The organism is Rhodococcus sp. NPDC059234 (assembly GCF_042754225.1).
GTDB lineage: Bacteria > Actinomycetota > Actinomycetes > Mycobacteriales > Mycobacteriaceae > Rhodococcus_G.
Genome location: NZ_JBHZAH010000005.1, coordinates 60144 through 72332, shown reverse-complemented (window position 1 = coordinate 72332; position 12189 = coordinate 60144). Strand labels below are relative to the sequence as shown.

General features: G+C 70.1%; 12 protein-coding genes. 9 read left to right on the top strand and 3 right to left on the bottom strand.

The window, feature by feature from the left end:
* Positions 1–93 precede the first annotated feature (93 nt).
* From ACFXGJ_RS02205 to ACFXGJ_RS02195, 3 genes are all read right to left on the bottom strand, one after another.
* Positions 94–2316: an MMPL family transporter gene (locus ACFXGJ_RS02205; RefSeq protein WP_378616013.1), complete on the bottom strand. Its 2223-nt coding sequence runs from the start codon at positions 2314–2316 to the stop codon at positions 94–96.
* Between the two features lie 157 nt (positions 2317–2473).
* Complete coding sequence (locus tag ACFXGJ_RS02200) at positions 2474–3121, bottom strand: response regulator (RefSeq protein WP_378616011.1); 648 nt, start codon at positions 3119–3121, stop codon at positions 2474–2476.
* A gap of 22 nt (positions 3122–3143) precedes the next feature.
* Positions 3144–4364, bottom strand: a complete 1221-nt coding sequence (locus ACFXGJ_RS02195) for a sensor histidine kinase (RefSeq protein WP_378616008.1) — start codon at positions 4362–4364, stop codon at positions 3144–3146.
* 186 nt (positions 4365–4550) lie between these two features.
* On the opposite strand from ACFXGJ_RS02195, the gene ACFXGJ_RS02190 reads away from it, so the two are divergent.
* The 9 genes from ACFXGJ_RS02190 to ACFXGJ_RS02150 all read left to right on the top strand — a co-directional run bounded on the left by ACFXGJ_RS02190 (position 4551) and on the right by ACFXGJ_RS02150 (position 12164).
* Positions 4551–4877, top strand: coding sequence for a hypothetical protein (locus tag ACFXGJ_RS02190; RefSeq protein ID WP_378616006.1), 327 nt, complete (start codon positions 4551–4553; stop codon positions 4875–4877).
* 79 nt (positions 4878–4956) lie between these two features.
* On the top strand, positions 4957–5922 hold the full coding sequence (locus tag ACFXGJ_RS02185) for a pirin family protein (protein ID WP_378616004.1): 966 nt from the start codon (positions 4957–4959) through the stop codon (positions 5920–5922).
* 2 nt (positions 5923–5924) lie between these two features.
* Complete coding sequence (locus tag ACFXGJ_RS02180; protein ID WP_378616002.1) at positions 5925–6674, top strand: pirin family protein; 750 nt, start codon at positions 5925–5927, stop codon at positions 6672–6674.
* 137 nt (positions 6675–6811) lie between these two features.
* Complete coding sequence (locus tag ACFXGJ_RS02175) at positions 6812–7585, top strand: pirin family protein (RefSeq protein WP_378616000.1); 774 nt, start codon at positions 6812–6814, stop codon at positions 7583–7585.
* Between the two features lie 87 nt (positions 7586–7672).
* The gene (locus ACFXGJ_RS02170; protein ID WP_378615998.1) at positions 7673–8581 is read left to right on the top strand and encodes a PaaI family thioesterase; all 909 of its coding nucleotides are present in this window, start codon (positions 7673–7675) and stop codon (positions 8579–8581) included.
* A 13-nt stretch (positions 8582–8594) separates the two neighbouring features.
* Positions 8595–9500 carry a hotdog fold thioesterase gene (locus ACFXGJ_RS02165; protein ID WP_378615996.1) on the top strand — a complete coding sequence of 302 codons (906 nt, stop codon included), beginning with the start codon at positions 8595–8597 and terminating at the stop codon, positions 9498–9500.
* Between the two features lie 113 nt (positions 9501–9613).
* The gene (locus ACFXGJ_RS02160) at positions 9614–10270 is read left to right on the top strand and encodes a hypothetical protein (protein ID WP_378615994.1); all 657 of its coding nucleotides are present in this window, start codon (positions 9614–9616) and stop codon (positions 10268–10270) included.
* A 115-nt stretch (positions 10271–10385) separates the two neighbouring features.
* Positions 10386–11105, top strand: coding sequence for a DUF4190 domain-containing protein (locus ACFXGJ_RS02155; protein ID WP_378615992.1), 720 nt, complete (start codon positions 10386–10388; stop codon positions 11103–11105).
* Between the two features lie 96 nt (positions 11106–11201).
* The gene (locus tag ACFXGJ_RS02150) at positions 11202–12164 is read left to right on the top strand and encodes a protocatechuate dioxygenase (RefSeq protein ID WP_378615990.1); all 963 of its coding nucleotides are present in this window, start codon (positions 11202–11204) and stop codon (positions 12162–12164) included.
* Positions 12165–12189 lie beyond the last annotated feature (25 nt).

Genomic DNA, 12189 nt, shown 5'->3' with positions numbered 1-12189 from the left:
CTGTCGGGATCACACCTGCGTTTCGCGTCCGGCACTGGTGTGATCCCGACACCGGGCGTGTGTGCTCAGCCCCACTCCGCGGCCGTCACACATTTATTGCGCGCGGGCCGGGGTGTGCTCGTCGTCCGGCGAGGCCTCGGCGGAGCGGACGGGTGGGCGCGACGGCCACCAGTTCGCGGCGCCGAACAGTCGCATGAACGCGGGCACCAGCACCCCACGGACCACGGTGGCGTCCATCAGCACCGCCAGCGCCATGCCGGCGCCGAACAGGTCGATGAACGAGATCGACGACGTGGCCGCGGCGATGAACACGATCGCCATGATGACCGCGGCAGCAGTGATGATCCGCCCGGTCCGGGCAAGGCCCCGAGCGACCGCGCGCGTGTTGTCCCCACTCACGAGCCACTCCTCGCGAATACGGGAGAGCAGGAACACCTCGTAGTCCATCGACGCCCCGAAGGCCAAGCAGAACATCAGGATCGGGATGGCGGCCGAGAGGTAGCCGGTGGCGGTCACTCCGAACAGGCCGGCGAGATGGCCGTCCTGGAAGATCCAGACCATCGCCCCGAACGTCGCCGTCAACGACAGCAGGGTGAGCACGAGCGCCTTGACCGGTAGCACCACACTGCGGGTGAAGAAGTACAGCACGACCAGCATCGGCACCGCGATGAGCACCGCGGCCAGCGGCAACCGGGAGACGAGTGCGGTCGTGGTGTCGGCGTTCTCCGCCGCCAGGCCGGTGACCTGAACCGGCCACGGCGCGGGCACCGCCTGGACCTCCCGCACGAGCTGCTGACCGCGCGACGAGTACGGCTCGATGTCGTTCTCCAGATACAGGTACGAACTGTCGTCCCGCGTCATCGGCGTGGTGATCGCCGCGGATCCGGCCGAAACCGACTGTCCGGACACGGTGACCCCCTCGGACGAGACCACCGCCCTGACGCCGGGCACCCTCGACAACGCGGCGGCATAGGACCCGAGGCCGCCCGGGGACGCGGTGGTGTCGGGAACCACCACGGTCAGCTGGCTTTGGGGGCCGCCGGCGAATTCGGTACGGACGGTGTCGCCCACCGACCGACTCGACGCGGCCGCCGGCAGGGTGCGGTCGTCGGGCAGGCCCACCCGCATCGACAGGACCGGCGCACCGAGAACCAGCAGGAACAGCAGCGCCGCCGCCCCGAACACGACCGGACGCCGCATCACCGTCTCGGCCACCCGCCCCCAGAACGGGGACTCCGACTCGAACGGGCGCGGTGGCGGTCGGCGCAGCGCGCGACGGACCGCGACCCGCAGATCCCATGCGTTGACGCGATTTCCGAGCAGTGCCAACGCGGCCGGCAGCACCAGGATCGCGGTGGCGGCACTGACCACCACGACCGCGAGCCCGGCGTAGGCGAACGAACGCAGGAAGTACAGCGGGAAGATCACGAGCACCGCCAGCGACAGCGTCACCGCGGTCGCCGAGACCACCGCGGTGTGCCCGGCGGTCCCCATCGCTCGCACGATCGCGTCGGGCGTGTCCGAGCCCGCCGCGAGTTCCTCCCGGTACCGGCTGACGACGAAAAGGCTGTAGTCGATGGCCAGCGCCAGCCCGAGTGCCGTCGTCATGTTCAACGCGTACACCGACACCGGCGTGACCTCGGCGATCAGCCGCAACATCCCGAGTGTCGAGACGATCGACGCCAGCCCGAGCAGGACCGGCAGCGCCGCGGCGACGAGGCTGCCGAACACCCAGGTCAACGCCACGGCGGTGATCGGGATCGCGACCGCCTCGGCGACGAGCAGATCGTGCGAGATGCGCTCGCTGACCTCGTACGTGCCCAGCGCCAGGCCACCGGCCTGCACGTCGACCGAGCCGGTGCGCCCGGTCAGCGGAGCGGCGATCTCCGCTGCCCGCTCGGGAGCCTGTGCGTCGTCGCCCGCCACGTGTGCGGCGATCACCCCGATGCGACCGTCGGCGCTCCGCAGCTGCGCGGCGAAGGGGGCGGGCAACGTCCAGTACGACACCACCTGGCTTACGTCGTCCTCGTGATCGAGCGCGGCAATCGTCCGGTCCGCCGCTGACCTCGCCTCCGCACCGTCGACCCCCTCGGGCGAGGTGACCAGGAAAACGAGATTTCGATCTCCGGCCTGGAATTTCGACTCGAGCAGCGCATTCGCCTGGCTCGACGGTGCCGCCGGGTCGGCGAATCCGCCGCCACGCAGGTGCTGTGGGGCCGACGCGCCGAGCACGCCCAGCACGATCAGTGCCAGCAGCGCGGCGGAGAGCACCAGTTTCGGGTGGCGGACACAGGCGGTGGCCAGACGCGTGAGCACAACCAACTCCCTTCCACCGCAGCATGATCGCGATGGGTCTGTACGGGCAGGTGACGTTCGTGTCCCGTCGACGCTAGGTCGCGTCCACGTCCGGCGTCGTCCTGCCGCGGTCGCAAATCCTCTCTCCTACCCTGGTAGCAATCGAGTCAGGGTCGCTTCAGCTGGTGCCGGGCCGCACGATGTTGTGGTCGAAGGTGTACACAATCGCCGCGGCACGGTCCCGGAGGTCGAGTTTGGTGAAGATCCGACCGATGTGGCTCTTGACCGTGAGCTCGGAAATCACCAGCGCGTGGGCAATTTCGGCGTTGGTGCGTCCGTGTCCGATCAACCGCAGCACGTCCGTCTCCCGCGGGGTGAGCCGTTCGGGCGTGGACTCGGACGCCGGTCGCGCCGGTGGCGCCGCCCGGTACGTGGCGAGCACCCTGCCGGTGACCACCGAGTCGAGCCAGGACCGGCCCGCAGCGACCGCGCGGACGGCGCGGATCAGTTCTTCCGCCCCGGCGTCCTTGAGGACGAATCCGGCGGCACCCGCCCGCAACGCACCGGAGAGCAACTCGTCGTCGTCGAAGGTGGTGAGCACCAGCACCGGCGGATCGTCACCGCGCCGGCGCAACAGCCGAGTGGCCTCGATGCCGCCGACCCGCTTCATCCGCAGATCCATCACCACCACGTCGACCGGGTGTTCGGTCACCGCGTCGAGCACCTCGTCACCGTCGGTGCATTCGGCGACGATGGCGAATCCGTCCCGTTGGCGCAGGATCCGGCGCAGGCCCGAACGGACGAGTTCCTGATCGTCGACGAGCATGACCCGTATCGGATCACCGGAATCACTTGGTCCTGTTGACATCACCGGTCACCACCTTCCACGCGCAGTCTGCGATACGGGTGGCTCCGCTGACCGGCAACCGGGCGTCGACGACCCATCGCGGCGCGTTCGGATCCGGACCGGCCTGGACACTTCCACCGAGCTGGGCAGCTCGATCGGCCATGCCGGTCAGTCCCGAGCCCGCCCGCCGGTGCCCGCGTGGCCGCGTGGCCAGTCCGTTCTCGACTGTCACGCGGGCCTGCGCCGGGGTGAACTCCAACCGGACCGCCGCCGCTGAGGCGGGCGCGTGCTTGGCCACATTGGCCAGCGACTCCTGCGTGATCCGGTACAGCGCGAGTCCGGTACCCGGCGACACGTTGGGCGAACCGTCGGTCCGGTAGCTCACGGAAAGTCCCGCACCACGCACGGATTCGACGAGCGCCGCAATGTCCTCGACACCGGGAAGCGCTGCGGAGTCGGTCCCCTCGGTGGCGAGCAGACCGACCGTGCGACGGATGTCGGCCATCGCCTCCCGGCCGACGCGTTCCGCGTCCCGCAACGCGTCGATCGCTTCGTCGATGTCCCGGTCGCTCTCCAAGGCGTGCCGGGCGCCGGTCAGATGCAGCAGTGTGACACTCAGCGAGTGCCCCACCACGTCGTGGATGTCGCGCGCGATGCGCTGGCGTTCGGCGATGGTGGCGCGCTCCCACTCGGCGTGTTGGCCGCTGCGCTCGGCGACGAGCGCCCGGTTCTGCCACAGCAACGTGAACCCGACCTCGAAACCGAGCAGCACGCCGCCGACGTAGATCCCGACGTCCGCCAGCTCGCCGGTGACCGCCACCGTGATCAGGGTGGCGATGCTCGCGACACCGGCCGCGATTCCCCACCACGCCCCGGCGGTTGCCGTCACGGTGCCGACCATCACCATGAGCAGGACCGGCGCGAAGTCCTGCTGGACCGGATCGAGCAGCAGCCACACGACGCCGCCGATCGTCGCCGCCGTCATCACCGCCGGCGGCCACGGTCGGCCGGTGACCTGCTGGCCCACGCAGGTGACGACGGTCATCAGGCCGGCCACCGCCGCGGGCCCCGGCGGAATCAGCTCGCCCCGCTGCGCAACGGCGATCACCGCGACCACGACCATGATCCCGGCCATGCAGGTCGGCAGCCACCACGGGTAGTCGCGCACCCCCTCGGGTGCCCGACTCTCGAATCGCGACCGCCACCACACCAGCAATCCCACCCCCTCAGCGTAGGGAGCAAACCCGGCCGGCGGATCCCTCTGGAGGAGCAGTCCCACTCCTACCGTGGTCGCAGGCCGGTCCCTGCCGCGGTCGCAGGGCAGGTCCCTCCTCCGGCACGACGACGTCGCCGCAGGCCGTCCATAGCGTTGGGCGTACCGAAACGACGCACCCACGAGGAGCCGATCATGAACTCGACCCGCACGTTCACTCCGGCTCGCACCCGCGAGCGCATCCAGCTCCTGCTCGAGATCTGCGACGAGATCGAGCGGAAGCCGGACGGCCACCTGCCCTGGAATCCGCGGTACTCCCAGGTCTTCGACGACCGCGACGACCTGCTGCTCGCTCTGCAGCATCACTGGGACCGGATGGCGCAGGCCCAGGTAGACGACATGTTCGACGTCAGCGACCTGCCCAGCGACAGCTGGCACGAGCTAGCCGCCCGCCACCGCGGGCTGCGGATGATCCTGGACCGGAGCCGGCGGTCCGGGTGGCCCTCCCCGGCCAGGGCATAGAAGGGAATATCTCCGCCGGCACAGCGTTGAGGTACGGTGAACTAGTTGAACAATCAACTACTAACCCGGAGGAGCCCCCATGCCCGCCGTGACCGTCGACAACACCCTCGCGCTGCCCCGCATCGCCGAGCCCGCACCCGACGCGGCCGCGCGTCCGGTGCTCGCCCTGACCACCGCCCCCGTCGGCTACGAGGGAGAGGGGTTCCCGGTCCGCCGCGCCTTCGCGGGTATCGACATGAAGCACCTCGACCCCTTCATTCACATGGACCAGATGGGCGAGGTCGACTACGCCCCCGGCGAGCCCAAGGGCACGCCCTGGCATCCGCACCGCGGGTTCGAAACCGTGACCTACATGATCGACGGGATCATGGAGCACCAGGACTCCAACGGCGGCGGCGGCGTCATCGGCGGCGGCGACACCCAGTGGATGACCGCCGGCGGCGGCATCCTGCACATCGAGACCCCGCCGGAACACCTCGTGGTGAGCGGCGGCCTCTTCCACGGCGTGCAGCTGTGGGTGAACCTGCCACGCAACAACAAGATGGCCGCGCCCCGCTACCAGGACATCACCGGCAACAAGGTGGCACTGCTGTCCTCCCCCGACGGCGGCGCCCTGGTCCGCGTCATCGCCGGCGAGGTCGCCGGTCACCACGGCCCCGGTTCCACCTACACCCCGATCAGCCTGGTGCACGCGACGATCGCACCCGGAGCCAGCCTGACCCTGCCGTGGAACCCCGAGTTCAACGCCCTCGCCTACGTACTGGCAGGCGACGGCCTGGTCGGCGCCGAGCGCAGGCCGGTGCGGATGGGACAGACCACCGTCTTCGGGCGCGGCGACACGCTGACCATCGCCGCGGCGGACACCCAGGACTCGCGCACCGAGTCGCTCGAGGTGTTCGTCCTGGGCGGCAAGCCGATCCGTGAGCCCGTCGCGATGGCCGGCCCGTTCGTGATGAACACCAAGGCCGAGGTCATCCAGGCGTTCGAGGACTTCCAGGCCGGCCGGCTGGGCTCGATCCCCGCCGCCCACGAGACCCTGGCGTAGCGATGCCCTCGATCGCCGTCCAGCGCGGGGGCGAGCGCGCGCACCAGAACTACGGCTGGCTCGACTCCAGGCAGAGCTTTCCCTTCGCGGGCAACTTCGACCTGGCGGCGCATGCGCACGGTCAGCTCGTGGTCAACAACGAGGACATCGTCGATCCCCTGTCCGGGTTCGATATGCACCAGCATCGGGACGCCGAGATCGTCACCTGGGTGCTCAGCGGATCCCTGGTCCACCAGGACTCCGAGGGGCACTCGGGGGTCGTGTATCCCGGTCTCGCGCAGCGCATGAGCGCCGGCCGGGGCATCCTGCACTCCGAGCGCAACGACCGCTGGCGTGCGGACGGGTCTCGCGTCACCGAACCCGTGCACGTGGTGCAGATGTGGGTTCCGCCAGACGAGGCGGGCATCGAGCCGAGCTACCAGGAACTGCAGATCGGCGACGAGCTCGATGCCGGCGCGTTGGTGGTCGTCGCGTCCGGCCTGCCCCGGCACCGCGGCGACGCCGCGATCGGCCTGCACAACCGGCACGCCGGGCTGTACGCGGCAAGGTTGCGCGCGGGAGAGTCGGTCACGATCCCGGACGCCCCGTACGGCCACGTCTTCGTCGCGCGCGGGGCGGCCGACGTCGAGGGAGTCGGCCCGGTCTCGCAGGGGGACTCGCTGCGACTGTCCGGCACCGGTGGGCAACGGCTGACCGCGACCGAGCCGGCCGAGGTCTTGATCTGGGAGATGCATGCGGGCCTGACCGGCTGACCGGCCCCAGGTTCGGTTCCGTAATCGTCACGGTTGCGCCCCCGCTCGGCATCGTTCACGCATCGGGACGGTCAACAGCGACGTCCTCTCGACGGACGTCCGTACTGTTGAACACCGAAGTACGAAGAGGAGGACCCATGACGGCACTGACGACCCCGCATGTCGACATCCACCGCGCAGGCGATCGACTCGAGACGCGGGTGTCCTGGCTCGACTCCAGGCATTCGTTCTCCTTCGGCCAGCACTACGACCCCGACAACACCCACCACGGCGTGCTGATGGTCAACAACGACGACATCGTCGCGCCCGGTCAGGGCTTCGACACCCACCCGCATCGGGACATGGAAATCGTCACCTGGGTTCTGCGCGGGTCCCTCGTGCACCAGGACTCGATCGGGCATTCCGGCGTCATCTACCCGGGACTGGCCCAGCGGATGAGCGCCGGCACCGGGATCCTGCACTCGGAGAAGAACGATTCCTGGCGGCTGGCGGGTTCACCGAGCCCCGAACACGCCGAGCCGGTCCGCTTCATCCAGATGTGGGTCCTTCCGGACGAGTCGAGTGTGACGCCCGGCTACGAGCAGCTCGAGATCGACGACGAGCTGATGCGCGGCGGTCTGGTGCCGGTGGCCTCCGGGATGCGCAAGCACCGCGGACAGTCCGCGATCAGCATCGCGAACTCCGACACCGCCCTGTACGTCGCGCGGATGCGGGCCGGCGACACGGTGACCCTTCCGGAGTCGCCGTACCTGCACCTGTTCGTCGCGGAGGGAGAGGTCACCCTCGAGGGAGCCGGCCGACTGGCGGAGGGCGATGCGGCGCGATTCACCGCGACCGGCGGGCAGCGACTGTCCGCCGACGCCCCGGCCGAGGTGCTGGTGTGGGAGATGCACACCCGCCTCGGCGGCTGAGCCCGGCACCCCACTCCACCTCGTCGCGTCCCATGGTCCGGGACCCGGCCTTCTCGTGCCGAGCCGTCAGCTGCTAGTGAATTAGCCATGACGGCACCCCCGATCCGCCCGCGCGGCGTGGACCCCCTGAACACGATGATGGCCGTCCGCGTGCTCGCCATGTCACCCACGGGCACCGTCCTCGAGGGTGAGACGGGTCCGCGATTCCACGACCACCGCGGCCTGTCGGGGCTCGCCTCGGTCGGCGTCCTCGCGGACACCGCGGTCGCGGGCGCGTTCTTCGCCGCTCTTCCCCCGGGCAACCGGACCGTGGTCTCACAGCTCACCGCCGCAGTTGCCGCGCCGCTGCCCGGCGCAGGCGCTCTCACCGCCCGGGCCGGTACCGACCACCTCGACCTCGATGCGGGCACGGGACTGTCGACCGGGCGGGTGACCACCGAGGACGGCACGACCGCGGTGAGTCTGCTCGCCCGCAGTGTCATCGTCACCCGCGCCGCCCGCGACGACAGCCGTTCGAGCGGGGCCCCCGCCCCGGCGATACCGGACCCGGAGCCTGCGGACCCGGAGTCCCTCGTCGGACTCGACGGGCGCGCCGTCGTTCGGGGAATCGCCGCGGGGACCATCGCCCGCGGCCCGCTGGCGGGACTGATCGGGCTGGAGGTGGAATCGGTGTCCGGCACCGCCATTTCCGCCCGATTCGCCTCTGCGGCGTGGATGAGCAACCAGATCGGATCGGTGCAAGGTGGCGTGCTCTTCAGCGCGGCGGACCTGACCACCGGCCTCAGCGCACAGACCCTGACCAGCGCCGGGGAGTCGTACCGACTGCTGGACCTCAAGATCGACTTCGTCCGCTCCCCCGCCGCGGACGGCCGGCCCATACGTGTCGAGGCGGAAGTCGTGCGGGCCGGACGCCGGATCGCGCTGATCGAGACCCGCCTGCTCGGATCGGACGGAGAACTCCTGGCCCGCAGTGGATCCAGCGTTCAGCTCTGGTGATAGAGAGACATCCATGACAACTCCCGACACCCTGCGCCTCGACCGGCTCAACGCACTGATGGGCATCCGGCCGCTCGAACTCGAACCGGGACGGCTCCGGCTCGCGCAGGACGTCGGCCCGCGGTTCCACGACCACCGGGGCCGCACGATCCTCGGTTCCGTCGGCGTGCTCGTCGACGCCGTCCCAGGCGGCGCGGTGGGCACGGCCGTCCCGCCGGGAACCCAGGTGGTCCTCTCCCAGGTGAGCGCCGCGATGGCGACGCCACTACCCACCCACGGCCCCGTCGAGGCCAGTGGTCACGCAGTCGAGGTCGACCTCGACACCGGCATCGGCCTGGCCGCGGGCGAGTTGCGCGCGGCCGGTGGCGAGGTGTTCGCCGTGCTGACCTCACGCGGCGTCGTCGTCAGCCGCGGCTCGACACACGCCGAGGAGGTGCTCGGCGGACGGCCACTGCCGGTAGCCGAGCCGGAACCGGCCACGGACGCAGCAGAATTCACCGACCGGTCCGGACTGGACGTGGTCGGGTCGATCGCCGCGGGCACGATCGAGCGCGGCCCCTTGGCCGGGCTGTTGGGCGCCGAACTCGCGGCGGTCGAGCACGGCCGGGTGGCCGCGGAGTTCCCGCCCGTCGACTGGATGGCCAACCCGATGGGATCGGTGCAGGGCGGCGTGCTGATTTCGGCCGCGGACCTGCTGACCGGGCTGACCGGGCAGACCCTCACCGGGCCCCGACAGGGCTACCGGGCGCTCGACCTGCGGATCGACTTCGTGCGATCCCCCGCCGTCGGCGGCCCCGCGGTCCGTGTCGAATCAGAGGTGGTGCGGGCCGGCCGCCGGCTCGCCCTGGTCGAGACCCGGCTCGCCGACTCCACCGGACGGCTACTGGCCCGGGCCTCGGCGAGCGTCCACCTGTTCTGATCCCCGGTCACCGTACTTCCCTTGAACGACAGACAGGGGCGGCGATCTGCTCTACGGTGGGCGCGGCAGCGCGTCCGCCGGATGCCACCGACGAACGAGTTCGAGGGAGAAGAATGAAGGCGCAGAACACCACCCGGATGGCCCTGACTGGTATGGGAATCCTGGCCGGGGCAGCGCTTTTCACCCCGACCGTGGCCAGCGCCGAGCCGACCGCGGCCGCGTTCGCGGTATCGGAGAACTCCCCGATTCTCACCACCGACGTCACCGGACACGACGCGCTCGTGACCGTGGCACCGCCGGCGGACGCCCAGGTCGTGTGCATGACACCGGTCGTGGTGAAGGGCAAGCTGGATGCGCAGGCGATGCAGAAGTCGCTCGACTCGTCCGGGCAGAAACCGACACTGTTCCCGGGCGTCAAGACGGACGCCGGCTCTGCGATGGTGTACCCGAAGGTGATCCCGCCCGCGACCGCCGGCGGCGATCCGACGTTCGAACCCGCCATCCGCTTCCTCAGCAGCGGCATCGAGAAGTCCGCCGTCGCGACGCTGACCGGTCTCGAGGACGGTTCCTACGGCGCGCTGACCAATTGCATCACCCCCGGCACGACCACGGTCTCCACCTACATCCGCAACTTTCGGATCGGCGCCGAGGGCGGCCTCTCCTCCGGCAGCACCAGCAGCTCCGACCTCGGCAGCTCCGGCAACGGCAGCTCGTTCGGCAGCACGATCGGCACCGTCGGCAGCGCCGACAACCTGTTCGGCAGCTCGTAACTCGCCCACCTCGACGTGGGGTGGTGGCGGAATCCGGGCACGGCACAGGTCGGCGGGCTAGTCTGCGGGGACGATCGTTTGTCTGGTGCCCACGGTCCATGCCCGAGGAGAGACGATGACGACTCCGCCGCCCAACCCTCCCGACGAGCCCAACCCGCCCGAGGGTCAGCCACCGCACGGACAGCAGTATCCGCAGTTCGGACAGCCCGAGCACCCGGGCGGGCAGCAGCCCCCGTACCCGGGGGGTGAGCAGTATCCCGGCGGCCAACCCCAGTACCCGGGGGGTCAGCAACCCCAGTACCCGGGCGGGCAACCCCCGTATCCCGGCGGCCAACCCCAGTACCCGGGCGGGCAACCCCAATATCCCAGCGGACAGCAGTATCCCGGCGGACAGCAGTACGCGGCGCAGCCCTACCCCGGTGCGGCGCCGATCTCGCCCCGCAACGGCGCGGGCATCGCCGCCCTGATCCTGGGCATCCTCGGTGTCGTCACGGTGTGGACGATCATCGGCGGATTCGTCTTCGGTGTCCTCGCGGTGATCCTCGGCGTGATCGGCCGGTCGCAGTTCAAGAAGCAGACCGCGACCAACGGCGGAATGTCGCTGGCGGGCATCCTGCTCGGCATCGCCGCGGTGATCATCACGATCGTGCTGATCGTGGTGGGCATCGGGTTCTTCGCCCATATCGGCGGTCGCGACTACCTGGACTGCGTGCGTGACGCGGGAAACAACCGGGCGGAGCTGCAACGCTGCGAGGACGAGTTCCGGCAGAACATCGAGGACCGGTACTCCGTCACACTCGAGGTCCCGACCAGCATCCCCGTCCCGCCCCGCTGACCGCGGCGTTCACAGGCACCTCTCGGAGCGATCACAGCTCGCTCGCAGCACCGACGGCAAAGCTCGGCCCATCAACAGCATTGATGGGAGTCAAGCGTGAACAAGGACATCGAACGCAGCAGAGCCCGGGTGAGCAGGCGTCGAGCCCTCGCCCTGGGCGGCACCGTCGGCCTCAGCGGACTTATCGCCGCGTGCGCGGGCAACGGGTCGTCCGGCACCGCGACGAACTCCGCGGCGGCCGCCACCGGCGCCGCCGCTCCCAGTGCGGACGTCGCCGCGCTGCTCGCCACGGCCCCACGCTGCGTCACCAGCAAGGAGGAGACGCAGGGACCGTACTGGTTCGACGTCGACTCCATCCGCAGCGACCTGCGCGAGGATCGGCCGGGCACCCCGTTCGACCTGGCGCTTCGGGTACAGGATCTGACCAAGTGCACGGCCGATCCCGAGGCGGGGGGCATCGCGAACGCGGTGGTCGAGATCTGGCACTGCGACGCCGGTGGGGTGTACTCGGGCTTCGAATCCGGTTCCATGGGTGCGAACGGCGCACCGCCCTCCGGATCGGGCACACCCCCGGCGGGCGGTCCGGGTGGGCCGGGCGGGCCGGGCGGGCCGGGCGGGCGGCCCCCGCAGGGTGGCGACGGACCGGCGCCGTCCGGCGCTCCGGGCGGCGCCGCATCAGGCGAGACCTCGGACGGCTCGTACAGCGTCGGCGACACCGAGGCGACCACCACCGACGACGGCACCTACCTGCGCGGCGCACAGACCACCGACGCGAACGGAATCGCCCAGTTCACCACCATCCTCCCCGGGTGGTACCTGGGCCGGACCACGCACATCCACCTCAAGGTGCACGTCGACAAGAAGACGGTCCTGACCACTCAGTTGTTCTTCGACGAACCCTTGCTCGACGAGGTTTACGCGAACTTCCCGTACAGCGACCACACCGGGCGCCAGAACAACGTCACCAACGCCACCGACACCATCTTCGACCAGTCGGGCATGGTGACGGTCGCGAAGAACGGAGAGGGCTACCGCGGCGCGATCAACATCGGGGTGTAGCCACCCGCGCGCCGGCACGGTATCG

What these genes read in the sequence shown, in the direction of transcription:
- ACFXGJ_RS02200 (WP_378616011.1), bottom strand. Translation starts at nt 3,121, where the DNA reads ATGCTCGTCGACGATCAGGAACTCGTCCGTTCGGGCCTGCGCCGGATC.
- ACFXGJ_RS02190 (WP_378616006.1), top strand. Translation starts at nt 4,551, where the DNA reads ATGAACTCGACCCGCACGTTCACTCCGGCTCGCACCCGCGAGCGCATC.
- ACFXGJ_RS02185 (WP_378616004.1), top strand. Translation starts at nt 4,957, where the DNA reads ATGCCCGCCGTGACCGTCGACAACACCCTCGCGCTGCCCCGCATCGCC.
- ACFXGJ_RS02180 (WP_378616002.1), top strand. Translation starts at nt 5,925, where the DNA reads ATGCCCTCGATCGCCGTCCAGCGCGGGGGCGAGCGCGCGCACCAGAAC.
- ACFXGJ_RS02175 (WP_378616000.1), top strand. Translation starts at nt 6,812, where the DNA reads ATGACGGCACTGACGACCCCGCATGTCGACATCCACCGCGCAGGCGAT.
- ACFXGJ_RS02170 (WP_378615998.1), top strand. Translation starts at nt 7,673, where the DNA reads ATGACGGCACCCCCGATCCGCCCGCGCGGCGTGGACCCCCTGAACACG.
- ACFXGJ_RS02165 (WP_378615996.1), top strand. Translation starts at nt 8,595, where the DNA reads ATGACAACTCCCGACACCCTGCGCCTCGACCGGCTCAACGCACTGATG.
- ACFXGJ_RS02160 (WP_378615994.1), top strand. Translation starts at nt 9,614, where the DNA reads ATGAAGGCGCAGAACACCACCCGGATGGCCCTGACTGGTATGGGAATC.
- ACFXGJ_RS02155 (WP_378615992.1), top strand. Translation starts at nt 10,386, where the DNA reads ATGACGACTCCGCCGCCCAACCCTCCCGACGAGCCCAACCCGCCCGAG.